The sequence below is a fragment of the Streptomyces lasalocidi genome (assembly GCF_005280215.1).
Classification (GTDB): Bacteria; Actinomycetota; Actinomycetes; order Streptomycetales; family Streptomycetaceae; genus Streptomyces; species Streptomyces longwoodensis.
On record NZ_SZNQ01000001.1, the window covers coordinates 5409608 to 5433751 of the forward strand.

The window sequence follows — 24144 nt, forward strand, 5'->3', positions numbered from 1 at the left end:
AGTGAACCAGAGAGTCGAGGGAAGGTCCATGCCAAGAACCGCCCTGCTCGTCTCCACCGCCCTGTGCGCCGCACTGCTCACCCCGGCCGTGTCCCGGGCGGCCGCCGACCCGCCGACGGTCGCCGTCGACCGCTTCGAGGGCGAGGTGCCGTTCGCGTCCCAGCCCGCCGAGGGCATCTTCACCTGGGGCGGCGACAGCGACGACCCGCCCGCCCTCCAGCTGACCGCCCGCCCCGACGCCCCCGAGGGCGAGAAGGTCCTCACCGGCACCTACGACATCAGCGGCTACGGCGGCTTCACCCACGACTTCGCTGCGGACCGGCCCGCCCACGACTGGTCCGCCCACCGGGGCGTCCGCCTGTGGTGGGAGGGCCAGGGCACCGGCAAGAAGATCGCCTTCGAGATCAAGGACGGCGGCGCCCACGGCGAGGCCTCCGAACTGTGGACGACCTCCTTCACCGACGACTTCACCGGCTGGAAACAGGTCGAACTGCCCTTCACCGACTTCGTCTACCGCACCGACTACCAGCCCGTCGGCGGCATCGACCACGTCCTGGGGCTCACGCAGATGTGGGGCTACGCCCTCACCCTGCCCGTCGGCGTCAAGGGCCGGTTCGCCGTGGACGGCGTCGAGCTGTACGGCACCGCCGACCAGTCCCTGCGCGCCGCCGTCACCACCGACGCGGCCGTCCACCCGGTGGCGGAGGGCGGCGACGCCACCGTGAAGGTCACCCTCACCACCACCGGCGCGGCCCCCGTCGACCAGCCGGTGACGGTCGCCTACGAGACCGCGGGCGGCACCGCCCGCCCCGGCACCGACTACACCCCCGTCTCCGGCACCCTCACCTTCCCCGCGGGCACCGCCTCCGGCACCACCCGCACCGTCCGCGTCCACACCCTGAAGGACCGCTCCGCCGAGCCCGCCGAGACGATCCCGCTGAAGCTCACGGTCACCGGCGCCAAGCCGCCCGCCGAGAACCCCGAGGTGGTCGTCGACGCCCACGGACTGCCGTACCTGGACGCCAAGCTGCCCGTGCGGCGGCGCGTCGCCGACCTGCTCTCCCGGATGTCCCTGGAGGAGAAGGCCGGCCAGATGACCCAGGCGGAGCGCGGCGCGATGGGCGCACCCGGTGACATCGCGGCCTACGGCCTCGGCTCCCTGCTCTCGGGCGGCGGCTCCACGCCCACGCCCAACACCCCCGCCGCCTGGGCGAAGATGATCGACGCCTTCCAGCTGCGGACCCGGGCGACCCGCTTCCAGATCCCGCTGGTCTACGGCGTCGACGCCGTCCACGGCCACAACAACCTGGCCGGCGCCACCGTCATGCCGCACAACATCGGCCTCGGCGCCACCCGCGACCCCGCCCTCGTCCAGCGCACCGGCGCGGTGACCGCGGCCGAGGTCCGCGCCACCGGCGTGCCCTGGGACTTCGCGCCGTGCCTGTGCGTCACGCGCGACGAACGCTGGGGCCGCTCCTACGAGTCCTTCGGCGAGGACCCCGCCCTCGTCGAGTCGATGGAGACGATCGTCCAGGGCCTCCAGGGCCGCGCCGACGGCAGCGACCTGGACCGCTCCGACAAGGTCCTCGCCACCGCCAAGCACTTCGTCGGCGACGGCGGCACCACCTACGGCTCCTCCACCACCGGCACCTACACCATCGACCAGGGCGTCACCCAGGTCACCCGGCAGCAGCTGGAGGCCGTCCACCTCGCGCCCTACCAGGAGGCCGTCGACCGGGGCGTGGGCACCGTGATGCCGTCGTACTCCTCGCTGGACATCGCCGGCGACGGACGGGGCCCGGTCAAGATGCACGCCCGCGGCGACATGATCAACGGCGTGCTCAAGGGCCGGATGGGCTTCGACGGCTTCGTCATCAGCGACTGGAACGCCATCGACCAGCTCCCCGGCGACTACGCGGCGCACGTGCGCACCGCCGTCACCGCGGGCGTCGACATGATGATGGTCCCCTACGGCTACAAGGACTTCGCCACCACCCTGGTCGACGAGGTGCGGGCCGGACGCGTCAGCGAGCGGCGCGTCGACGACGCCGTCGCCCGGATCCTCACCCAGAAGTTCCGGCTCGGCCTGTTCGAGCACCCGTACGCCGACACCCGCGGCGCCGCCGACATCGGCTCCGCCGCGCACCGCGCCGTCGCCCGCCGCGCGGCCGCCGAGTCGCAGGTGCTCCTGAAGAACGACGGCGGCCTGCTGCCCCTGAAGACGTCGCAGAAGGTCTACGTCGCGGGGTCCAACGCGGACGACATCGGCAACCAGTCCGGCGGCTGGACGCTCACCTGGCAGGGCTCCTCCGGCGCCATCACCCCCGGCACCACGATCCTCCAGGGCATGCGCGAGGCCGGTGGCCACGTCACCTACTCCAAGGACGCCTCCGCGCCCACGGCCAGCCACGACGTCGGCGTGGTCGTCGTCGGCGAGACCCCCTACGCCGAGGGCGTCGGCGACGTGGGCAACGGCCACGACCTGCGGCTGTCCGCAGCCGACCAGAAGGCCGTGGACACGGTGTGCGCGGCGATGAAGTGCGCGGTGCTGGTCGTCTCCGGGCGGCCCCAGCTCCTCGGCGACCGGCTCCCCGGCATCGACGCCCTGGTCGCCTCCTGGCTGCCGGGCACCGAGGGCGCGGGCGTGGCCGACGTCCTGTACGGCCGCCGCCCCTTCACCGGGCAGCTCCCGGTCACCTGGCCGAAGTCCGAGGCCCAGTTGCCGATCAACGTCGGGGACACCGCCTACGACCCGCAGTTCCCCTACGGCTGGGGCCTGACGACGCTCACGCCCGCCCCCCGGGGCGGCGCCGCCACCCTCAAGGCGCTCGCCGCGGCCGCCCGGGCCGCCGACCGCGCCGGCGCGGACCGGACCGGGGCCGCACTGGTCGCCCGGGCCCGGCTGATCGTCCAGCAGAAGGCGGGGCAGCACATCACCGCCGCCCTCGCCCGCCCCTTCGCCGAGGCCGACCACCTGCTGCTGACCGGACACTACGGAGGGGCGGTGGACAAGCTGACCGCGGCCTACCGGGCCGCCTAGCGACCGGACCGGGGCTCTTCGGCCCCGGTTCGCGCCCTTCGGGTAGCTTCCCGATATTCGGGTAGTCCGGGGTCATGAGGCTCGCGACTCCTGCCCGAAGCGTGGGCGCGCTGCTGGCCGCGCTGGCGCTCGCCGTGCTGACCGTGCTCTCGGCGGGCGCCCCGCGCGCCGCTGCCGCCACCGGCGTCTCGCAGATCGCCGAGGCCCTGCGCGAGAGCCCGGTCTACGTCGATCCGGCCGCGTCCGCCCAGCTGTCCCCGGCGGACGCGCACGCCCTGCGGAAGCGGATCGAGGACGCCGGCAAGCCCGTCTTCGTCGCCGTCCTGCCCGCCGACTACCCGACCCGGAACCTCTTCACCGACCTGCGCACCGCCACCGGCATCACCGGGGTGTACGCGATCCGCCTCGGTGACCGGTTCGACGCCCGCGCGGACTCCTCCGTGCTGCCGAACGCGGCCGTGCGCAACCTCGTCACCAGCGTCCAGGGCGACGGCGACGCGGCCACCCAGCTCACCGACTTCACCGAGCGCGCCGTGGCCAACATGGGCGGCTCGGCGCCCTCCAGCTGGGGCACCTCCGACGGCACCGGCATCTCCACCACCGCGCTGGTCACCGCCGGCGCGGTCCTGGTCGCGGCCGGCGCGGGCGGGTACGCGCTGGTCAGCCGTAACCGGCGGCGCCGCGCCCAGGAGCAGCGGGCGGCGCTGGAGCGGCTGCGGGTGGTCGTCGACGAGGACATCACCGCGTTCGGCGAGGAACTGGACCGCCTGGAGTTCCACCCCGCCGAGCCGGGTGCCGACGACGCGATGCGCGCCGACTACGAGCGCGCGCTGGACGCCTACGACCAGGCCAAGTCGGCCATGGCCGCCGCGGCCCGGCCCGAGGACGTCCGCGCGGTGACCCAGGCCCTGGAGGACGGCCGCTTCTCCCTGGCCCGGCTGGCCGCCCGGCGCGAGCACCGGCCCCTGCCCGAGCGGCGCCCGCCCTGCTTCTTCGACCCCCGGCACGGCCCCTCGGTCACCGACGCGGTGTGGAGCCCGCCCGGCGGCGCGGCCCGCGAGGTCCCGGTGTGCGCGGCGGACGCCACCCGGCTGGCCGACGGCCTCGACCCGGCCGTGCGCGAGGTGGACAGCGACTTCGGCCGCCGACCCTACTGGGACGCCGGCCCGGCCTACGGCCCGTGGGCGGGCGGCTACTTCGGCGGCTACGGCGGCGGCCTGCTGCCGGGCCTGCTGGTCGGCACGATGCTGGGCAGCATGATGGCCACGCCGTCCTACGCGGCCGCGTACGGCGCCGGCTACGGCGACTTCGACACCTTCGGCGGCGGCTACCAGGGCGGGGACGTCTCGGGCGCCGATTTCAACCCCGGTGACTTCGGCGACTTCGGCGGCGGGGGCGGCGGGGACTTCGGCGGGGGCGGGGGCGGCGGCGACTTCGGCGGGGGCTTCTGACGCCCACCCGCGGCGGTGCGCGCAACGACGAGCGCCCGTCCCCCGCGGTGCGGGGACGGGCGCTCGTCGTGATGGTGCGGGCGGTGCCGGCGTCAGGCGGCGCGGATCGCCGAGATGTCGAAGGTGAGCTTGATCTTGTCGGAGACCAGCACGCCACCCGTCTCCAGCGCGGCGTTCCAGGTCAGGCCCCACTCGGAGCGCAGGATCTCCGCCTTGCCCTCGAAGCCGACGCGCTCGTTGCCGAACGGGTCCTTGGCGGCGCCGTTGAACTCCAGGTCGACGGTGAGCGGCTTGGTCACGCCGAGCAGGCTGAGCTCGCCGGTGATGCGGTAGTCGTCGCCGCCCAGGGCCTCCGCAGCGGTGGAGCGGAAGGTCATGGCCGGGAATTCCTCGGTCTTGAAGAAGTCCGCGCTCTTCAGGTGGCCGTCACGGTCCGCGGACCCGGTGTCGATGCTCTCCATCCGCACGTCCAGGGTGGCGGTGGAGCGCGCGGGGTCGGAGCCGTCCAGGTGCAGCGAGCCGGTGAAGTCGGTGAACTTGCCCTTGACGTTGGTCACCATGGCGTGCCGGGCGACGAAACCGATCGTGGAATGCGCCGGGTCGATCGTGTAGTCACCGGTGAGGGCGGCGAGGTCCGGGTTCACGGCGGTGGCCCCGGAGGTGGCGGTGGTGGTCTCGCTCTTGCGACCGAAGATGCTCATGGGGTGCTCCTTGGGGACGGGAGGGGTGTTCCGTTGAATGTTCAACGACTTCAACGGGATCGACCCTAGACCTATTCCGTTCAAGTTTCAACATCATCCGCAGCGTGTCCCCGGCGTGACACCGGGTGCCCGTCGGCGGCCCCCGGGAGGACCGGCTAGGCTCGGTGGATCACTCCACTGGGCGCCGCCCGTTCCTCTCCATTCTCCCTCGCGCCCGGCCCCCGCGTCGGCGGGCGCTTTGTGTCACCCCTACAACCGACACACCCCCTGAGCAGTCGGAAGGCCTGCATCCCGGCCCGGTTCTGTCCGGTGGTACCAGGAAAACGCCCCGGAGACTGTACGGAGTCGACGGCTCGCTTTCCTGGGTGGGCTTCGTAAGGTCACTACATGACCGTTTTGGAAGAGACGACGGGTGAGCCGACCGGTGAGCCGACCGACGCGCGCGGGCGCGTGGCGGAGCTGCACGAGATCCGTGCGCAGGCACTCGCCGGACCGAGCGAGCGGGCGACCCAGGCGCAGCACGCCAAGGGCAAGCTGACCGCCCGGGAGCGGATCGAGCTGCTGCTGGACCCCGGATCCTTCCAGGAGGTCGAGCAGCTGCGCCGGCACCGGGCCACCGGGTTCGGCCTGGAGGCCAAGAAGCCGTACACCGACGGTGTGATCACCGGCTGGGGCACGGTGGAGGGCCGCACGGTCTTCGTCTACGCCCACGACTTCCGCATCTTCGGCGGCGCGCTGGGCGAGGCCCACGCCACGAAGATCCACAAGATCATGGACATGGCCATCGCGGCCGGTGCCCCGCTGGTGTCGCTCAACGACGGCGCCGGCGCCCGCATCCAGGAGGGCGTCTCCGCCCTCGCCGGGTACGGCGGCATCTTCCAGCGCAACACCAAGGCCTCCGGCGTCATCCCGCAGATCTCGGTGATGCTCGGCCCGTGCGCGGGCGGCGCGGCCTACAGCCCCGCCCTGACCGACTTCGTCTTCATGGTCCGCGAGACCTCGCAGATGTTCATCACCGGCCCCGACGTGGTCAAGGCCGTCACCGGCGAGGAGATCACGCAGAACGGCCTCGGCGGCGCCGACGTGCACGCCGAGACGTCCGGCGTGTGCCACTTCGCCTACGACGACGAGGAGACGTGCATCGCCGAGGTGCGCTACCTCCTGTCGCTGCTGCCGCAGAACAACCGCGAGAACCCGCCGCGGGTGGAGTGCACCGACCAGGTCGACCGCCGCTCCGACGCCCTGCTCGACCTGGTCCCGGCCGACGGCAACCGGCCGTACGACATGACCAAGGTGATCGAGGAGATCGTCGACGACGGCGAGTACCTGGAGGTCCACGAGCGCTGGGCGCGGAACATCATCTGCGCGCTGGCCCGCCTGGACGGCCAGGTCGTCGGCATCATCGCCAACCAGCCGCAGACCCTCGCCGGCGTCCTCGACATCGAGGCCAGCGAGAAGGCCGCGCGCTTCGTGCAGATGTGCGACGCCTTCAACATCCCGATCATCACCCTTTTGGACGTCCCCGGCTTCCTGCCCGGCGTCGACCAGGAGCACGGTGGGATCATCCGGCACGGCGCCAAACTTCTCTACGCCTACTGCAACGCGACCGTGCCGAGGATCTCGCTGATCCTGCGCAAGGCGTACGGAGGTGCCTACATCGTCATGGACAGCCAGTCCATCGGGGCCGACCTCACCTACGCCTGGCCGACGAACGAGATCGCCGTGATGGGCGCCGAGGGCGCCGCCAACGTCATCTTCCGCCGGCAGATCGCCGACGCGGAGGACCCCGAGGCGATGCGGGCGCGGATGGTCAAGGAGTACAAGTCCGAGCTGATGCACCCGTACTACGCGGCCGAGCGCGGCCTGGTCGACGACGTCATCGACCCCGCCGAGACCCGCGAGGTCCTGGTCAAGTCCCTGGCGATGCTGCACACCAAGCACGCCGACCTGCCCTCCCGCAAGCACGGCAACCCCCCGCAGTAACCGGGCGGACCCGCCGCGGCAACCCCGCGGACCCCTCTCTCACGGAGACTGACACCCATGAGCACCCCTGACATCCGCGTCGAGAAGGGCCACGCCGAGCCCGAGGAGGTCGCCGCCATCACGGCCGTCCTCCTGGCCCGCGCCGCGGCCCGTCCCTCCGAGATCCCGGCCCACCGCGGCCGCGTCAAGGCCGGCTGGCGCCGCCTGGAGCGCGAGCCCGGCTTCCGCGCCCCGCACAGCTGGCGCTGAGCCCCCGGCACGACGACGAGAAGGGCCCCCCTCCACCGGGAGGGGGGCCCTTCTCGTCGTTCGCTCTTCGTCGTCCCGCCGCGGTGCGCCGTCCTAGCGCAGGCGCGCCATCAGCGCGTGCTCGACCAGCGTGATCAGCGTCGACTTGGCGTCCGCGCGGTGGCGGGCGTCCGTCGTGATGATCGGGGTGTCGGGGCCGATCTGGAGGGCCTCGCGCACCTCGTCGGGGTTGTAGGGCTGCTGTCCGTCGAAGCCGTTGAGGGCGATGACGAAGGGCAGGCCGCTGTTCTCGAAGTAGTCGACCGCGGGGAAGCAGTCCGCAAGACGGCGGGTGTCCACCAGGACCACCGCGCCGATGGCGCCGCGCACCAGGTCGTCCCACATGAACCAGAAGCGGTCCTGGCCGGGCGTACCGAAGAGGTACAGGATCAGGTCCTGGTCGAGGGTGATGCGGCCGAAGTCCATGGCGACCGTGGTGGTCGTCTTGTCCCCGGTGTGGGTGAGGTCGTCGATGCCCGCCGAAGCAGACGTCATGACGGCCTCCGTGCGCAGCGGGTTGATCTCCGAGACGGCGCCGACGAACGTGGTCTTGCCCACGCCGAAGCCGCCCGCCACCACGATCTTCGCGGATGTGGTGGAGCGACTCCCAGAAATCGACCCGCCGCTAGAGCTTGCGAAGTCCACTGAGCACCCTTTCGAGCAGTGTCACGGCTGGCTGGCCGCCGGCGTTCTCGTCGCCGCCGGGCTGATGGATGGCGACCAGGCCCGCCTCCGCCAAGTCGGCGACGAGGATCCTGGCCACGCCGAGGGGGATCGTGAGCAGGGCCGAGACCTCGGCCACCGACTTGATCTCCCGGCACAGGTTGCAGATCCGCTGATGCTCGGGCAGCTGGCCCTGCATCTGGTGCGGAGCCGCGGTGGTGTGCACCAGCGCCTCGATGGCGAGCTGGTACCGCGGGCGGGTCCGGCCACCGGTCATGGCGTACGGACGCACCAGGGGATTGTGGGACGCCCCGGCGGGCGCCGGCTCAGGGGTGCGGCGATGCGGCTGCACGGGCTGGATGCGCGGTGCCTGCGGCTGGTCGTACGGCGACGGGCCGGGGCCCTGGGGCGCGTACGGCTGCCGGTGGCTCGGCGTGGAGGGGAAGTTGTACGGGTTCGCCGAGCCGTCGTTCGGGCCCTGGGCGGGACCGTACGACCAGTTGCCCGAAGACGGACCGCCTGGGGGTGTTGCCACTGTCTTTCCTCCTCCGACTGTGCCTGGCACCCGTCGTGGGGTAGCCGCGTCCCGAAACCCTACGGCCTCGGGACGCCAAAACGCACCGTACGTCTGTTAGTTGAGCAGGCTGCCTTGGAGCTCCGCACGAAGGTCGGGCGTCAGGACCGTACCGGCACGGTCCACCAGGAGGGCCATCTCGTACCCGATGAGGCCGATGTCCGCCTCGGGGTGCGCCAGGACCGCGAGCGACGATCCGTCGGAGATGGACATGATGAAGAGGAATCCCCGCTCCATCTCCACAACGGTCTGGTTCACGGAGCCGCCCTCGAAGATGCGGGAGGCGCCTGCCGTGAGGGACGTCAGACCGGAGGCGACGGCCGCGAGCTGGTCGGCGCGGTCGCGGGGAAAGCCTTCGGACATCGCCAGAAGGAGTCCGTCGGCGGAGACCACCACCGTGTGGGACACCCCCGGGGTGTTGTCCACGAAGTTGGTGATCAACCAGTTCAGGTTCTGTGCCGCCTGGCTCATCGGGCTCACACTAACGCTCCTGGTTGTAGGTGCTGTCAGGACCGAAGCCCTGGCCGTTCGTTTCACTGCCTGCGGTGCGGCCTCGCTGGACGCCGCGCCGCAGGTTGCTCAGCCTGCCCCGGACGTCCTCCGGGGCGCGGGAGACCTGTGGGCCTCCCTGGGGGGTGTTCTCGGCGGCGCCCTCGACCAGGTTGGCCTTGGGCACCCGCCGCGGCAGGCCGGAGGAGGTGACCCCGCCTGCCTTGGGCTTGCGCAGCTGCGCGGCCTGCTGCCAGCGCTCGTCGTTCGCCGAACGCCAGTCGCCGTCGCCGCCCTTGGCGTTGCCGTCGGGAGCGGGAGCCGGCGTTTCCCGGTGCACGGGCCGCTGGGCGCCGTTCGAACCGTTCGCCGCGAAGCCTCCGCGGCGGGGAAGTCCGGCGTCGGTCAGCTCGTGGCCGGCGGGGGCAGCCGGTCCCGGACGGTCGAAGCCTACGCGGTCCTGCTCGCCCGCGTCACTGGCCTGCGCGGATTCCGCTTCCGGAGCGTACTGGTCCGGGTAGCCGTTGTGGTAGCCGGTCTGCTGCGGCCAGTCGTCCTGGTAGGACCGCTCGTCGTAGCCGTTCGCGCCGTCCTGGGCGTTCGCCGGCTGCGCGGCCTGCTCCTCCTGCGCCGGCTCCGCATAGCCCTGCTCGGGGTAGCCGCCGTGCGCGGTGAAGGCGTCGTCGCGGGAGGAGAAGGTGTCGCCGCGGCCGCCCGCGCCGTTGCCGGCGAACGGGTCGGAGAAGGACTCGTTCTGCGGCAGGCCGCCGTTGGGCGCGTAGTACTGCTCGTCGTACGACGTCTGCTGGTCGTAGCCGTGCTGCGGGGCGGGCGGTTCGGCGTAGCCGGTGGCGCCGCCCTCGTAGGAGGCGTTGTGCGGGGCGTCGTAGCCGTTCTGCGCGTTTTCGTAGCCGCCGCGGGCGTCGTCGTAGGGCGAGGCCTGGCCGTCGAAGCCGTCGTCGTACGCGGGCCGCTCCTGCTCCTGCCGGTCCGGCTCGCCGGGCGACTGGGACTCCAGGGCCGCGCGGCGCTCCTCGCGCATCAGGGAGCGGCCCACCGGGTCCAGGTCGCGCGGGTCGTCGGGCACCTCGGTGTAGCGGCTGTCGTCGAAGCCGAGCTCGGCGGCCGTGCGCATCGGCTGGCCGAAGTTCTCCCCGCCGTAGTTCTCCCCGCCGTAGTTCTGCTCCGGGATGATCTGCGAGACGGTGAACTCGTCGCGCTGGACGGCCGGTTCGCCACCGCCGCCGTGGGTGATCGCGTCCGGCAGCATGACCAGCGAGGTGGTGCCGGCCTGCTCGCCCGAGGGGCGCAGCTGGACCCGGATGCCGTGCCGGTCGGACAGCCGGCCGACCACGAACAGGCCCATGCGCTGCGAGATCGCGGCGTCCACGGTCGGCGGGTTGGCCAGCTTGTGGTTGATGTCCGCGAAGTCCTCGGCGGTGAGGCCGATGCCCTTGTCGTGGATCTCGATCATGACGCGGCCGTCGGGCAGCCGGGTCGCGGTGACGCGGACCTTGGTCTGCGGCGAGGAGAACGTGGTGGCGTTCTCCAGCAGCTCGGCCAGCAGGTGCACGAGGTCGGTCACGGCGCGGCCGTGGATCTCCGCCTCCGGGACGCCGGACAGCTCGATGCGCTCGTACTGCTCCACCTCGGAGGAGGCGGCGCGCAGCACGTCGACCAGCGGGACCGGCTGGTCCCAGCGGCGGCCGGGCTCCTCACCGGCGAGGACCAGCAGGTTCTCGCCGTTGCGGCGCATACGGGTCGCCAGGTGGTCCAGCTTGAAGAGGTTCTCCAGCTGGTCCGGGTCGGCCTCGTTGTTCTCCAGGTCGGTGATCAGGGTCAGCTGGCCCTCGATCAGCGACTGGTTGCGGCGCGAGAGGTTGGTGAAGATCGCGTTGATGTTGCCCCGCAGCAGGGCCTGCTCGGCGGCGAGCCGGACGGCCTCGCGGTGGACCTGGTCGAAGGCGCGGGCGACTTCGCCGATCTCGTCCGTGGTGGTGATCGGGATCGGCGCGACCCGGGTGTCGACCCGGCCGGGGTCGGTGCGCGAGAGCTGGTCGACCAGCATCGGCAGGCGCTGCTCGGCGATGCCGAACGCGGCGTTGCGCAGCTGGCGCATGGACCGGGACATCTGCCGCGCGACCGCGCCGGCCAGGATGAACGCCAGCAGCAGCGCGACCACGACGGCCGCACCGGTGATGATCGCGGAGGTCTTGGCGTCGGCGGCGATGTCCGAGGCCTCGGTCACCGCCTTGTCGGCCATGTCCGACTCGATCTGCCGGTAGGCCGTGTACTTGAGGGTGGTGACCGCCCACCAGTTCTCGGGCGTGATGCCCTGGGTGGCGAGCGCGGCACGCTCCGAGCTGTCGGTGCTGGTCAGCCCGGACATGCCGGCGACCATCACGGCCGGGTCGGACGGCGGCGGCACGTAGTCCGGGTCCTTGGCCTTGGCCTCCTGGGCCTGGGCCGCGGCCCGCGTCTTGATCGTGGCCTGCAGGTCGGTGAGCTTCTGCGCGTCCTGCTCGGTGCCACCGCCGATGTACTCCTCGACGGCGATGCCCTCGAGGTAGGCGTACGAGGAGAGCGCCACCCGCTGCTTGGCGAGGTCGGCCTTGGTGGGACCGGGGTTGACCAGCAGGTGCGTGCCGATCGCCCGGTCCAGGGAGAGCGCGGCCTTGGTCAGCGAGATCGCGTAGACGGTACGGCCGTAGGAGGTGATGTTGCCGGTGCCGAGCCCGAGTTCGTTGGCGAACTCCATCAGCGGGTGGGCGACCTGGACGTAGCCCTCCTCGGTCTGCACGCCCTTGAGGTTGGTGGTGTAGGCGGCGGTGCGCAGCGCCTGCAGCTTGGGCTCGACCTCGCGGAAGAGCTTCAGGCGGCGCTCCAGGCCCGCCTTGGGGGGCATGTTCTGCGCGGCCACGTTGAAGGCGTCCGCCGCCTTGTCGGTGGCGTCGCGCGCGCCCTTGACGGTCGAGTCGTCCTTGCCGGCGCCCTTGAGCAGCGGGGCGGCGGTGGTGTCCCGCTCGTTGTAGAGGGCATCCGCGTAGGTGAGGGAGGCCTGCACCAGGCGCGCGGTGCTCTCCGCGTCCTCCGCCTCCTGCCAGGTGTCGATCGAGTTCTTCACCTGGAAGCCGCCCATGACCAGGCCGACCAGCACGGGTATGAGCAGGATCGCGTTCAGCCGGGTGGGCACCCGCCAGTTGCGCGGGGAGAGCCGGCTGCCGCTCGGTGCGGGCGCGGCCGACGGCTCCGAACCGGGCACGGGGGCGGGTGCCGCTCCGCGCTGCGGCGGGGTGAAGTTGCCCCGGGCCGCGGGCTCGGGACTTTTCTTGCTTCGCCTCACTCGACCAACAACCTCTCGGCGGTCGGCACCATCGTCGTGCCGCAGTCTCTCAGAGCCCGGTCAGCCATCGACCATGAGTACGTCATTGACTATTGGGCAGTTCAGGCATTCCAGCACGTCGACCAGTGCTGTTCCAAACACTCGGATGAGTCGATTCCGCGTGATGTAAGTCCCAGATAAAACGGTCAAAAAGAGCGAGCCCCGTCAAAAGACGGGGCCTTCGTGCGCGCAGCGAGACCAGCCGACCGCACGGTGTGTCGGTGCCGGTCGATTCCTCTGCCGAAACGTTATGAACACCGGAGCCGACCGTGTCAAACGCCACAGTCGGCTCCGATTTGTCTACGGCAACTGCCGTACGCGAGGGACGAATTGCACGCTACCTCAGCCGGGCCATCAGGGCGTGTTCCACCAGCGTGATCAGCGCACTCTTCGCGTCGGCGCGGTGCCGGGCGTCCGTCGTGATGATCGGGGTGTCCGGTCCGATCTGCAGCGCCTCGCGCACCTCGTCGGGGTTGTAGGGCTGCTGTCCGTCGAAGCCGTTGAGGGCGATGACGAACGGCAGGCCGCTGTTCTCGAAGTAGTCCACCGCCGGGAAGCAGTCCGCCAGGCGCCGGGTGTCCACGAGCACCACCGCGCCGATGGCGCCGCGCACCAGGTCGTCCCACATGAACCAGAAGCGGTCCTGACCCGGCGTGCCGAACAGGTACAGGATCAGGTCCTGGTCCAGGGTGATGCGGCCGAAGTCCATGGCCACCGTGGTGGTGGTCTTGTCCCCGGTGTGGGTGAGGTCGTCGATCCCCGCGCTGGCGGAGGTCATCACGGCCTCCGTGCGCAGCGGGTTGATCTCCGAGACGGCGCCCACGAACGTGGTCTTGCCGACGCCGAAGCCGCCCGCCACCACGATCTTCGCGGAGGTGGTGGCCCGCCCTCCGTCAGAGCTTGCGAAGTCCACTGAGCACCCTTTCGAGCAGCGTCACGTCCGGTGCGCCGCCGTTGTTCTCGTCGCCACCCGGCTGGTGGATGGCGACCAGGCCGGCCTCGGCGAGGTCCGCGACCAGGATCCGCGCCACGCCGAGCGGCATGGCGAGCAGCGCCGACACCTCGGCCACCGACTTGACCTCACGGCACAGGTGGCAGATGCGCTGGTGCTCGGGAAGCAGTCCCATGAGCGCTGCCGGGTCGGCCGTGGTGCTGATCAGCGCCTCGATGGCGAGCTGGTAGCGCGGCCGGGTCCGGCCACCGGTCATCGCGTACGGACGCACCAGCGGCTGGTCGCCCTCGTCCCCGTACGGCTCGGCGTACGGATCATGATGGGCGGTGGGCGGGGTCATGAATCCTCCGGGCGGGACAGCAAGTCTCGGTCAGTCGTGCCGTCTGACGGGGCCGTGGGGGGATTGTGGCGGCCGGACGGTGATTTGGTGAGGCGGGTGGATCCGGAAGCGGTCAGTGGAGCAGACTGCCTTGCAGTTCGGCGCGCAGGTCGGGCGTGAGCACCGCGCCCGCGCGGTCGACGAGCAGCGCCATCTCGTAGCCGACGAGGCCGATGTCGCACTCGGGGTGCGCGAGGACGGCGAGGGACGAGCCGTCCGAGACGGACATGAGGAAGAGGAATCCCCGTTCCATCTCGACGACGGTCTGCGCCACGCTGCCGCCCTCGAAGATCCGGGAGGCCCCGGCCGTCAGCGACGTGAGGCCGGAGGCCACCGCCGCCAGCTGGTCTGCGCGGTCGCGGGGGAAGCCCTCCGACATCGCCAGCAGCAGACCGTCGGCGGACACGACGACGGTGTGGGACACCCCCGGGGTGTTGTCCACGAAGTTCGTGATCAACCAGTTGAGGTTCTGTGCCGCCTGGCTCATCTGGCTCAACTAACGCTCCTGCTGGTGAGTGGGGCTGGGGAAGCTGCCCGTCTGGCCGTTGCCGGCCTGACGACCCTGCGCGATGCCCCGACGGAGATTGGTCAGCCGCCCGCGCACGTCGTCAGGCGCACGCGAGACCTGCGGACCGGCTTGGTGCTGTTGCTGCTGAGCCGTCCCCGGGACGAGGTTCGCCCGGGGTACCCGGCGTGGCAGGCCGGAGGTGGTCACGCCACCCGCGGCCGGCTGCCGGACCCGCTCCGCCTGGCGCACGAGCTCGTCGTTGGGCGAGGTGCGCCAGGAGGCCGAAGCGGGACGCTGGGGGGCAGCCGGGGCCGGGGCCTGCGGCTGCTGCTGGGGGGCCTGCGGGGCCTGGGCACCCGCAGCGGGGGCGTCGCCCTGCTGCCCACCGTGGAACCAGTTGGTCTCCAGGGTGTCGTACAGCGGGGTACGGCCGTCGCCCGGACCCTGGGCCGGGGGCAGCGCCTCCGGCTCGGGACGGACCGGCCGCTGCGGGGCGTAGCCGCCCGGCCCCTGGGGCCGCTCGAACTGGCCCGTGACGGACGGGTCCTGGCGGTCGGGCAGGACGTGCCGGCCGGTGGCCGACGGGTCCTGGCCCGGCACCGGGAACTGCCCGGTGGAGCCGTTGTCGTACGCCTGCGGGGCGGTGAACCGGCCCGGGTTCGCCGAGGCGTTCGGCGCCGTGGTGCCGTAGACGTCCGAGCGGACGAACCCGTTGTCGGACCGGTCCGCGCGGCCGGGGGCCTGCGGGGCCTGGCCCGCGTCCTGACGGCCGCCCGGGACCGGGAACTGCCCGGTCTGCTGCGGTCCGCCCACCGGCGGGAACTGCCCGGTGTCCTGGGGACGGGGGAACTGGCCCGTGTTCTGGCCGCCGTTCGCGCCCGGGCGGCCGTAGTCGCCCTGGGGAGCCTGGCGGTCGTCGATCCGGGGGATCTCCGAGGTGGAGCCGGGACCCTGCCGGTCGTCGATGCGCGGCAGCTGCGAGGTGCGGGCGACGTCCGGCTCGTCGTGGCCGCGCGGGGCGTCCGGCGCACCGCGGCCGACCTGCGGCTGGGCGTTCTCGTCACCCCAGCTCGGCACGCGCTGCTGGGCGTTGCCGCCGGGCAGCTCGGCCCGGGGACCGCCGGGCAGCTGCGGCCGGCGGCCGCGGCCGGGACGACCGGCGCCCTCGGTGCCGCGCTGCGGCGGCACGGGGCCACGGCCGCCGAACATGTCCTGTCCCTGACCGCCCTGACCTGCCGGGCCACCCTGGGCGGACGCCTGGAGGCCCTGCGGGGCGGCCGGGGCCTGCCCGCCGAAGCCGGCACCCGCGCCGGCCGGGGCCGGGCGGCCCTGCTGCGGACCCTGCGGACCGCGGCCGTTGCCCTGGCCCGCGCCGGGAGCGCCGTCGCGGCCGGGCAGCGCGGCCCGGGGACCCTGGCCCGCGGCCAGCCGGCCCGCTCCCGCGGGGCCGGCGCCGAGGGCACCGCCCTGCGCGGGGGCGCCACCGAGGGCACCGCCGGACTGGGCCTGGCGGCGTGCCGCGGCGGCACCGGCGGCGGCCTGCGCGGCGGCGGGACCGCCGGAGACACCGCCCTGGCCCGGCTTGGGCTGCGGCTTCCTGCCACCCTGCGCGACGTCCACGGGCAGCATGACCAGCGCGGTCGTACCACCGGAGTCGGACGGGCGCAGCTGGATGCGGATGCCGTGGCGCTGCGACAGACGACCGACCACGAACAGACCCATGCGGCGGGAGACGGAGACGTCCACGGTGGGCGGCGACGCCAGCCGCTCGTTGATCGCGGCGAGGTCCTCGGGGGAGAGGCCGATGCCGGTGTCGTGGATCTCGATCAGGACGCGGCCGTCGGGCAGGGCGTGACCGGTGACCTTGACCTTGGTCTGCGGCGAGGAGAACGACGTCGCGTTCTCCAGCAGCTCGGCGAGCAGGTGCACGAGGTCGTTGACCACGCGGCCGGCGACCTCGGTCGTCGGCACGGAGGCCAGCTCGATGCGCTCGTACTGCTCCACCTCGGACGCGGCGGCGCGGAGCACGTCGACCAGCGGGACCGGACGGGTCCACCGGCGGCCGGGCTCCTCACCCGCGAGGACGAGGAGGTTCTCACCGTTACGGCGCATGCGGGTCGCGAGGTGGTCGAGCTTGAACAGCGAGGACAGCTGGTCCGGGTCGGCCTCGCGCGACTCCAGCTCGGAGATGAGCGAGAGCTGGCGCTGGATGAGGCCCTGGGAGCGGCGCGAGAGGTTGGTGAACATCGCGTTGACGTTGCCCCGCAGCAGGGCCTGCTCGGCGGCGAGGCGGACCGCCTCGCGGTGCACGTCGTCGAAGGCCGCGGCCACCTGGCCGATCTCGTCCCGGGAGTGCACACCGACCGACTCCACGGAGGTGTCCACGTCCTGCGGGTCGGTCTCGGACAGCTGCTTGACCAGCTCGGGCAGGCGGTCCTGGGCGACCTTGGTGGCGGTCTCCTGGAGCCGGCGCAGCGAGCGGATCATGGACCGGGCGACGATGAAGGCGCCGACCAGCGAGACACCGAGCACGAGCAGGATCAGCGCACCGGAGATGATGGCCTCGCGCTCCGACTCGGCGCGCAGCTGACGGGCCTTCTGCTCCATGTCCTCGAGCAGCGTGTGCTCGATGTTCTTCATCTGGCTGATCTTGGTGCCGCTGGCGTCGAGCCAGTCCTTCCAGGACCGGCGGTCCAGCGACTGCAGACCGCTGGCCGAGGCGAACGCGCGGTTGGCGTACTTGTCGGCCTGGAGGATGGTCGCGTTGTTCTGCAGGATCGGGCGCAGCAGTTCCTCGGCACCCGAGTCGCCGTAGATGCTGCGGAAGATGGCGAGCTCGGAGTCCTCGCTCTCGAGCGCCATCTCGCCGTAGGTGCGGTCGTTGTCGGAGAGCTTGCCGGCCGTCTCGTCGTTGGACGGCAGCGCCGAGGCGAGCACGGCCCGCTGCATCGACGAGTACTCCTTGGCGGCGGAGAAGGCCGCCAGAGCGCGGGTGCGCTGGATCATGTCCGGGTTGCTGGTGGCCTCGGCCATGTCCTGGGAGAGGTCGACCAGCCGGCTGATCAGACGGTGGTAGCCCTCGACCGTCTGCATCGCGTTGCCCTTGGCGGCGTAGGCGCTGCTGCGGATCTTCGCCAGGGTGCCGAGGTCGCTGACCAGGCCGACGATGTTGTCGCGGACGCCCTGGAGGTTGCCGTCCTTGCTGGAGGTGTCGATCGCCTCGGAGGCGTCGACGAAGGCGGCCAGGGTCTGGTCGGTCTGGTCGCGCACGCCCTTGACGTCGGCCAGGCGGTCGCTGTGCGACAGCACACCGGCCGACTGGTCGCGCTCGGTCTGCAGCGCGGTGGCCAGCTCGGTGGCCTGCTTGGTCATCTCCGTCAGCAGCTTCATGTTGTCGAGCTGCTGGATGTCTTCCATCGACTGGTCGATGCGCAGCGCGCCCAGCGAGGTGGCCGCGACCACGGGGAGGGTCAGCAGGGCCACCAGGCGCGTGGAGATGCGCCAGTTGCGCAGCGCGACACGGGGGCCGGGGTCGGTGGCACTCTTGGCCGGCTTGACCGGGGGTATGGGGGCATCGGGGCCCGAGGACCCCGCGCCGGCGGTCCCGCCGGAGCGGCCCGAGGACCCGGAGGTGGCCGACGAGGCGGTCGCGCCGGGGCGCCCGGGGCGGTCACCACCGTCACCGGACGGTGCCGGGCCCGGGTTCTGGGCGTGCTGGGGCGAGGAGCTGACGGCCATGGGGCCAGTCCCGCCGTGCGGCTCCGGCTCCGCCGAAGCGCTGCCATCCCTCTTGAAACGTCCCTGCACTAGCGTCGCAACCTCTGGACCAGGCGTCCCTCCGCGCGAACGGAAGGACGGTGTCGGCGTCTTGAGGGGCGCCCTGAATACGCCCCCCGGTGGTCGTGAGTGACCCGGCGCAGGTTCCCCCTTCTCGCCGCCACTCGGCGCTGGTGTGCGCCCCCTGCGCGCCGGCTCGATCCTGCGGCGGTCCGTGGAATTCCAGCACAGTGCAGGATCTCCAACAAGGTGTGTTGGCCGGGCTGTGACATGTGTGACACGCCGTGAGGGCCGCGTCACCGCTCGTGGAAAGTCTTCGGGCAGATAGCGGACAGAGCTGGGCGTTTCGGTGGGGCGGGTTCCGTGTCCCAGTCGCCATGATCAGGAGCGGAATGATGGCTTCAGGGGCTCAATGTCCGTTTGGTCGGGGTCGGTTGTGAGCCTGAATTGGCCCGCTTGAACACGAGTAAGTGAGGAAACTCACACGCCCCGGGTGGCACTCCGTGCCGTGCGCGGGGAATCGGATGTCTAGCCTGACGCTTTACAGACCTGGCAGAACCGACAACCGGCGCCCCTGCGTGAGGCCGTCCGCGTCCTCGCTCGCGCCCCGAGACGAACAGGGTCAGTCAACAGTGGAGACCATGACGATGTTCCGCAAGATCGCCAACCCGCGGCGCACCACCCTGGCGCACCTGACGGGCGCCGACGACCTGCAGACCCCGCCGCAGCCGGAGCACTCCGTCGACCTGCCCGCCCAGACCGCGAACCCCCGGCGCACCATCCTGATGGAGGTCCCGGAGATGGCCGCCGCCGAGTAGGGCGTCGCAGCGGGCCCACCGGCCCACCACGGCCGCCGCTCCACCGGCCGACGACCACCGTCGATCATGCAGCGCGGCCGCCCACGGATGTCAAGGGCGTCCCCGGCCGGGGACGCCCTTCCGCGTTAGCCTGGAGCGTCAGACTCCAGCAGCGAACAGATCAGGGGCCAACCAACCCGTGCGCATCGCCAGGTTCTCCATCGACGGGAACGTCGCCTTCGGCGCGGTCGAGGGCGACAAGCCGGACGAGCTCGTCCTCGACATCATCAAGGGCATCCCGTTCGCGGAACACGAGCTCTCCGGCACCAAGGTGCCGCTGAGCAAGGTCCGGCTTCTGCCGCCCGTGCTCCCCAACAAGGTCGTGGCCTTCGGCCGCAACTACGCCGAGCACGCGCGCGAGCTGGGCAACGAGGTGCCGGACGCCCCGTTCGCCTTCTTCAAGCCGTCCACCTCGGTGATCGGCTCCGGCGACGCCATCCAGTACCCCTCCTTCTCCGCCGACCTGCACCACGAGGCGGAACTCGCCGTGGTCATCGGGCGGATGTGCCGCGAGGTCCCGCGCGAGCGCGTCCAGGACGTGATCTTCGGCTACACCTGCGCCAACGACGTCACCGCGCGGGACGTGCAGAAGCGCGAGAAGCAGTGGGCCCGGGCCAAGGGCTTCGACACCTCCTGCCCGCTCGGCCCGTGGGTGGAGACCGGACTGGACCTCGCGACCGCCTCGGACCTCACCGTCCAGCTGACCGTCAACGGCGAGCAGCGCCAGCTCGGCCGGACGAGCGAGATGATCCACTCGATCGAGGACCTGATCGTCAACATCACCGAGGCCATGACGCTGCTCCCGGGCGACGTCGTCCTCACGGGCACCCCGGCTGGGGTCGGCCCCCTCACCGTCGGCGACGAGGTCGCCGTCACCATCGAAGGCATCGGCACTCTCACCAACAAGGTTGTCAAGCGTGGCTAGCGCACCCGGCTCCCCCGTACGCGTCCGTTTCTGTCCGTCGCCCACCGGCAACCCCCACGTGGGCCTGGTGCGCACCGCCCTGTTCAACTGGGCGTTCGCCCGCCACCACCAGGGCACGCTCGTCTTCCGCATCGAGGACACCGACGCGGCCCGCGACTCGGAGGAGTCGTACCAGCAGCTGCTGGACGCGATGAGCTGGCTCGGCTTCGACTGGGACGAGGGCCCCGAGGTCGGCGGCCCGCACGCGCCGTACCGCCAGTCGCAGCGCATGGACCTGTACGCGGACGTCGCCCGCAAGCTGCTGGACGGCGGGTACGCCTACCACTGCTACTGCTCCCAGGAGGAGCTGGACACCCGCCGTGAGGCCGCCCGCGCCGCCGGCCGGCCCTCCGGCTACGACGGCCACTGCCGCGACCTGTCCGAGGCGCAGGTCGAGGAGTACCGGGCGCAGGGCCGCGCACCCATCGTCCGGTTCCGGATGCCGGACGAGACGATCACCTTCACCGACCTGGTCCGCGGCGAGCTGACGTTCACCCCGGAGAACGTGCCGGACTACGGCATCGTCCGCGCCAACGGCGCCCCGCTGTACACGCTGGTCAACCCGGTCGACGACGCGCTGATGGAGATCACGCACGTCCTGCGCGGCGAGGACCTGCTCTCCTCCACCCCGCGCCAGATCGCCCTGTACAAGGCGCTGATCGAGCTGGGCGTCGCCAAGGGCGTCCCCGCGTTCGGCCACCTGCCCTACGTCATGGGCGAGGGCAACAAGAAGCTCTCCAAGCGCGACCCGCAGGCCTCGCTCAACCTCTACCGCGAGCAGGGCTTCCTGCCCGAGGGCCTGCTCAACTACCTCTCGCTGCTCGGCTGGTCCCTCTCCGCCGACCAGGACATCTTCACGCGCGAGGAGCTGGTCGCGGCCTTCGACGTCAAGGACGTCAACCCCAACCCGGCGCGCTTCGACCTGAAGAAGTGCGAGGCGATCAACGGCGACCACATCCGGCTGCTGGACGTGAAGGACTTCACCGAGCGCTGCCGCCCGTGGCTCCAGGCCCCGTTCGCCCCCTGGGCGCCGGAGGACTTCGACGAGGCCAAGTGGCAGGCGATCGCCCCGCACGCCCAGACCCGGCTGAAGGTGCTGTCCGAGATCACCGACAACGTCGACTTCCTCTTCCTGGCCGAGCCGGCCGTGGACGAGGCGAGCTGGGCGAAGGCGATGAAGGAGGGCAGCGACGCGCTGCTGCGCACCGCCCGCGAGAAGCTGGAGGCGGCCGACTGGACCTCCCCGGAGTCGCTGAAGGAGGCCGTCCTGGCCGCCGGTGAGGCCCACGGCCTCAAGCTCGGCAAGGCGCAGGCCCCGGTCCGCGTCGCCGTCACCGGCCGCACGGTCGGCCTGCCGCTCTTCGAGTCCCTGGAGGTACTGGGCAAGGAGACGTCCCTGGCCCGCATCGACGCGGCCCTGGCGCGGCTGACCGCGTAGCCCGTCCGCGCGACACGCGACGAGGGGCGGCACCGGGTGCACCGGGTGCCGCCCCTTCCGCGTCTCCCGGACACCGGCGCGCGGCGCGGGTTACGGTCGGTGCATGAGGAACATACGCGCCGTGGTCTGGGACGTGGACGACACCCTCTTCGACTACACGACCGCCGACCGGGAGGGCATGCGGGCGCACCTGGCCGCCGAGGGGCTGCTCGCCGGGTACGGCAGTGCCGAGGAGGCGCTGATCCGCTGGCGCGAGGCCACCGACCAGCAGTGGGCGCGGTTCGCCGCGGGGGAGATCGGCTTCCAGGCGCAGCGCCGCGACCGCGTCCGGGTGTTCCTGGGCGCCGAGCTGACCGACAACGAGGCCGACGTCTGGTTCCAGCGTTACGTCGGTCACTACGAGGCCGCCTGGTCCCTCTTCCCGGACGTCGTGCCCGTGCTGGACGCCCTCGCCGCCAGCCACCGGCACGCGGTGCTCTCCAACTCCAGCCTGCACGTCCAGAACCGCAAGCTGCGCGTCCTCGGCCTCCACGACCGCTTCGAGACCATCCTGTGCGCGGCCGAGCTGGGCGTCTCCAAGCCGCAGGCCGCCGCCTTCCTCGCGGCCTGCGAGTCCCTGGACCTGCCCCCGCACGAGGTGGCCTACGTCGGCGACCACCCGGAGATCGACGGGCGGGGCGCGGCGGACGCCGGACTGCTGTCCGTGTGGATCGACCGCCACGGCGGCCGGGCCGTCGTGGAGGCCCCGTCCGGCCGGCACCGGATCGCCTCGCTCGCCGAACTGCCCGCGCTGCTCGGCGCCGATACCCGTTTTGGAGCCCCGTCCACCTTCGGGTAATGTTCTTCCTGCGCCGCCGGGGAGCGGGCCGAAAGGCCACACACCCGGGGGAGCGAACGAGAACAAGATCCCCTGCGGGGCTTGCGTTCCGATGGCCTATGGTGTAATTGGCAGCACGACTGATTCTGGTTCAGTTAGTCTTGGTTCGAGTCCAGGTAGGCCAGCTCGCAGAGCTCATCTGCACCCGCGGATCACATCCGCGAGCCCCCGTTGTGTAGCGGCCTAGCACGCTGCCCTCTCAAGGCAGTAGCGCCGGTTCGAATCCGGTCGGGGGTACAGATCCTTCCCACGAAGGCGGCCGGGTCGCTCCCGCCGCCGTCGATGCAGGATCGCTAGGGCCCCCGTTGTGTAGCGGCCTAGCACGCCGCCCTCTCAAGGCGGTAGCGCCGGTTCGAATCCGGTCGGGGGTACTGACTGGTCTAAACCACATTGGTCTATGGTGTAATTGGCAGCACGACTGATTCTGGTTCAGTTAGTCTTGGTTCGAGTCCAGGTAGACCAGCTCGGGCCTGCGGAAACGCAGAGTCCACGCCCCCGTTGTGTAGCGGCCTAGCACGCCGCCCTCTCAAGGCGGTAGCGCCGGTTCGAATCCGGTCGGGGGTACAGCGAGAAGGCCCTCCGCTCAGGCGGGGGGCCTTCGCCGTGCCCGGCCCCCGTCACGCGAAGCCGTACCGCCGGGCCGACTCCTCCTCCTGGGCCAGCCGGTGCAGGGCCTGGAGCATCGGCTCCACCAGGATCGCGCCCAGGACGGCCGCCTCCACCCGCTCCGCCTCCGAGGGCTGCCGTTCCACGTGGTCCAGGTCGAGCTGTGCCGCCCGGTGCATCAACCGGGCGTACGGCGCGAGCAGTTCGGCGTCCCAGTCGTAGCCGAGCCGGCGGAGCGCGGCCACCGCCACCACCAGCGAGCGGTACGCGGGCGAGATCGTCGTCAGCAGCCTGGCGTTGGACCAGCCCAGTGCGTCCAGCAGGGCGTCCGCCTCCTCGCGGGCCGCGCGCGCGTGGTCGTCGTCCGCGTCCGGCTCCGGGACCTGCGGGAGCGCCCACAGGGCGGCGCCCAGCCGGACCGTGCGGCCGAGGGAGTCGTCGTCGACGTGGCCCAGCACCTCGCGCACCGTCGCCACCGGCAGCCGGCCCACCTGGACCATCGCCCGCACCAGGCGCAGCCGGCGCAGGTGCTCCTCGCCGTACTCGGCGGTGGTCGCGTTGACCTGCCTGCCGGGCGGCAACAGGCCCTCGCGCAGGTAGTACTTGATCGTCGCGGTGGACACACCGCTGCGCCCGCTCAGTTCGGCCAGCCGCATCTCTTGTGCCCTCCCTTGGACAACGGCACTATCCAAGCATGGACGGGAAACGTGTCGGTGCACGTCGTACCACCGCGGACGCCCACGGGGACGTGGTCGTCCTGTTGATCGGCATGCGGATCAACCGCCTGTGGGCGGTGCACCAGTGGCTGCCGGTCATGTTCGCGATGTTCCGGATGCTCGCGGAGCTGAAGAGGGCGCCGGAGCGCGGACTGCTCTCCCGGGTGCTGCTGACGGCGTCGCCGAGGACGTATTACATCGTCCAGTACTGGGAGTCGAAGGAGAAGCTGTACGCGTACGCGAGCGCGCCCGACGCCTTCCACCACGAGGTGTGGGCGCGGATCAACGGCAAGGAGCGCGCGGGCAAGGTGCGCGGTCACGTCGGGATCTGGCACGAGGCGTACGTCGTGCCCGAGGGGCGCTACGAGTCGATCTACGGCGACATGCCGGCCTTCGGGCTCGCCGCGGCGCACGGACAGGTGCCGCTCGCCGAGCGGGGGCGGTACGCCAAGGACCGGCTGGCCTGGCGCGCGCCGGCGTCCTAGGGAACGAACCCGCC

At 71.7% G+C, this 24144-nt stretch carries 19 protein-coding genes and 5 tRNA genes; 14 read left to right on the top strand and 10 right to left on the bottom strand.

What is annotated here, in order from left to right; genetic code table 11:
* Positions 1 to 28: 28 nt before the first annotated feature.
* Together E4U91_RS24470 and E4U91_RS24475 are read left to right on the top strand one after the other, a co-directional pair.
* Positions 29 to 3040, top strand: a complete 3012-nt coding sequence (locus tag E4U91_RS24470) for a glycoside hydrolase family 3 protein (protein ID WP_137308830.1) — start codon at positions 29 to 31, stop codon at positions 3038 to 3040.
* Positions 3041 to 3114: 74 nt separating this feature from the next.
* Positions 3115 to 4491, top strand: coding sequence for a hypothetical protein (locus E4U91_RS24475; RefSeq protein ID WP_137308831.1), 1377 nt, complete (start codon positions 3115 to 3117; stop codon positions 4489 to 4491).
* A gap of 92 nt (positions 4492 to 4583) precedes the next feature.
* Here the strand turns inward: E4U91_RS24475 and E4U91_RS24480 are convergent, their stop codons facing one another.
* Positions 4584 to 5192: a YceI family protein gene (locus E4U91_RS24480; protein WP_137308832.1), complete on the bottom strand. Its 609-nt coding sequence runs from the start codon at positions 5190 to 5192 to the stop codon at positions 4584 to 4586.
* 450 nt (positions 5193 to 5642) lie between these two features.
* On the opposite strand from E4U91_RS24480, the gene E4U91_RS24485 reads away from it, so the two are divergent.
* Positions 5643 to 7175 carry an acyl-CoA carboxylase subunit beta gene (locus E4U91_RS24485; RefSeq protein WP_174867947.1) on the top strand — a complete coding sequence of 511 codons (1533 nt, stop codon included), beginning with the start codon at positions 5643 to 5645 and terminating at the stop codon, positions 7173 to 7175.
* A gap of 57 nt (positions 7176 to 7232) precedes the next feature.
* Positions 7233 to 7424: an acyl-CoA carboxylase subunit epsilon gene (locus E4U91_RS24490; protein WP_067238929.1), complete on the top strand. Its 192-nt coding sequence runs from the start codon at positions 7233 to 7235 to the stop codon at positions 7422 to 7424.
* Positions 7425 to 7517: 93 nt separating this feature from the next.
* Here the strand turns inward: E4U91_RS24490 and E4U91_RS24495 are convergent, their stop codons facing one another.
* The 8 genes from E4U91_RS24495 to E4U91_RS24530 form a co-directional block, all read right to left on the bottom strand.
* Entirely contained in the window at positions 7518 to 8108 is a 591-nt protein-coding gene (locus E4U91_RS24495) for a GTP-binding protein (RefSeq protein WP_067238932.1), read from the bottom strand.
* A complete protein-coding gene (locus E4U91_RS24500; RefSeq protein ID WP_137308834.1) occupies positions 8089 to 8661 on the bottom strand; it encodes a DUF742 domain-containing protein in 573 nt (190 codons plus the stop codon). Before E4U91_RS24500 ends, E4U91_RS24495 begins: the two co-directional genes overlap by 20 nt.
* Before the next feature lie 96 nt (positions 8662 to 8757).
* A complete protein-coding gene (locus tag E4U91_RS24505) occupies positions 8758 to 9171 on the bottom strand; it encodes a roadblock/LC7 domain-containing protein (RefSeq protein WP_004983065.1) in 414 nt (137 codons plus the stop codon).
* A 10-nt stretch (positions 9172 to 9181) separates the two neighbouring features.
* Positions 9182 to 12532, bottom strand: coding sequence for a nitrate- and nitrite sensing domain-containing protein (locus tag E4U91_RS24510; RefSeq protein ID WP_137308835.1), 3351 nt, complete (start codon positions 12530 to 12532; stop codon positions 9182 to 9184).
* Between the two features lie 376 nt (positions 12533 to 12908).
* Entirely contained in the window at positions 12909 to 13484 is a 576-nt protein-coding gene (locus tag E4U91_RS24515) for a GTP-binding protein (RefSeq protein WP_137308836.1), read from the bottom strand.
* Positions 13465 to 13863 carry a DUF742 domain-containing protein gene (locus E4U91_RS24520; protein ID WP_009190816.1) on the bottom strand — a complete coding sequence of 133 codons (399 nt, stop codon included), beginning with the start codon at positions 13861 to 13863 and terminating at the stop codon, positions 13465 to 13467. The genes E4U91_RS24515 and E4U91_RS24520 overlap by 20 nt, the downstream gene beginning before the upstream one ends.
* Positions 13864 to 13975: 112 nt before the next feature.
* Entirely contained in the window at positions 13976 to 14389 is a 414-nt protein-coding gene (locus E4U91_RS24525; protein ID WP_003993189.1) for a roadblock/LC7 domain-containing protein, read from the bottom strand.
* 9 nt (positions 14390 to 14398) lie between these two features.
* Positions 14399 to 18217, bottom strand: a complete 3819-nt coding sequence (locus E4U91_RS24530) for a sensor histidine kinase (protein ID WP_137308837.1) — start codon at positions 18215 to 18217, stop codon at positions 14399 to 14401.
* 602 nt (positions 18218 to 18819) lie between these two features.
* Between E4U91_RS24530 and E4U91_RS24535 the strand changes: the two genes are divergently transcribed.
* The 9 genes from E4U91_RS24535 to E4U91_RS24575 all read left to right on the top strand — a co-directional run bounded on the left by E4U91_RS24535 (position 18820) and on the right by E4U91_RS24575 (position 22887).
* A complete protein-coding gene (locus tag E4U91_RS24535; RefSeq protein ID WP_137308838.1) occupies positions 18820 to 19005 on the top strand; it encodes a hypothetical protein in 186 nt (61 codons plus the stop codon).
* A gap of 178 nt (positions 19006 to 19183) precedes the next feature.
* Complete coding sequence (locus E4U91_RS24540) at positions 19184 to 19969, top strand: fumarylacetoacetate hydrolase family protein (RefSeq protein ID WP_137308839.1); 786 nt, start codon at positions 19184 to 19186, stop codon at positions 19967 to 19969.
* Complete coding sequence (gene gltX / locus E4U91_RS24545) at positions 19962 to 21446, top strand: glutamate--tRNA ligase (RefSeq protein WP_137308840.1); 1485 nt, start codon at positions 19962 to 19964, stop codon at positions 21444 to 21446. The genes E4U91_RS24540 and gltX overlap by 8 nt, the downstream gene beginning before the upstream one ends.
* Before the next feature lie 103 nt (positions 21447 to 21549).
* The gene (locus tag E4U91_RS24550) at positions 21550 to 22284 is read left to right on the top strand and encodes an HAD family hydrolase (RefSeq protein ID WP_137308841.1); all 735 of its coding nucleotides are present in this window, start codon (positions 21550 to 21552) and stop codon (positions 22282 to 22284) included.
* A gap of 92 nt (positions 22285 to 22376) precedes the next feature.
* Positions 22377 to 22448: transfer RNA gene (locus E4U91_RS24555), tRNA-Gln, on the top strand.
* 39 nt (positions 22449 to 22487) lie between these two features.
* Positions 22488 to 22560: transfer RNA gene (locus E4U91_RS24560), tRNA-Glu, on the top strand.
* Positions 22561 to 22621: 61 nt separating this feature from the next.
* Positions 22622 to 22694: transfer RNA gene (locus E4U91_RS24565), tRNA-Glu, on the top strand.
* Positions 22695 to 22714: 20 nt separating this feature from the next.
* Positions 22715 to 22786: transfer RNA gene (locus tag E4U91_RS24570), tRNA-Gln, on the top strand.
* A 28-nt stretch (positions 22787 to 22814) separates the two neighbouring features.
* A tRNA-Glu gene (locus tag E4U91_RS24575) sits at positions 22815 to 22887 on the top strand.
* Positions 22888 to 22940: 53 nt separating this feature from the next.
* Here E4U91_RS24575 and E4U91_RS24580 read toward each other — a convergent pair.
* Positions 22941 to 23585, bottom strand: coding sequence for a MerR family transcriptional regulator (locus E4U91_RS24580; protein ID WP_137308842.1), 645 nt, complete (start codon positions 23583 to 23585; stop codon positions 22941 to 22943).
* 38 nt (positions 23586 to 23623) lie between these two features.
* On the opposite strand from E4U91_RS24580, the gene E4U91_RS24585 reads away from it, so the two are divergent.
* Positions 23624 to 24130 carry a DUF4188 domain-containing protein gene (locus E4U91_RS24585; RefSeq protein ID WP_137308843.1) on the top strand — a complete coding sequence of 169 codons (507 nt, stop codon included), beginning with the start codon at positions 23624 to 23626 and terminating at the stop codon, positions 24128 to 24130.
* Positions 24131 to 24144 lie beyond the last annotated feature (14 nt).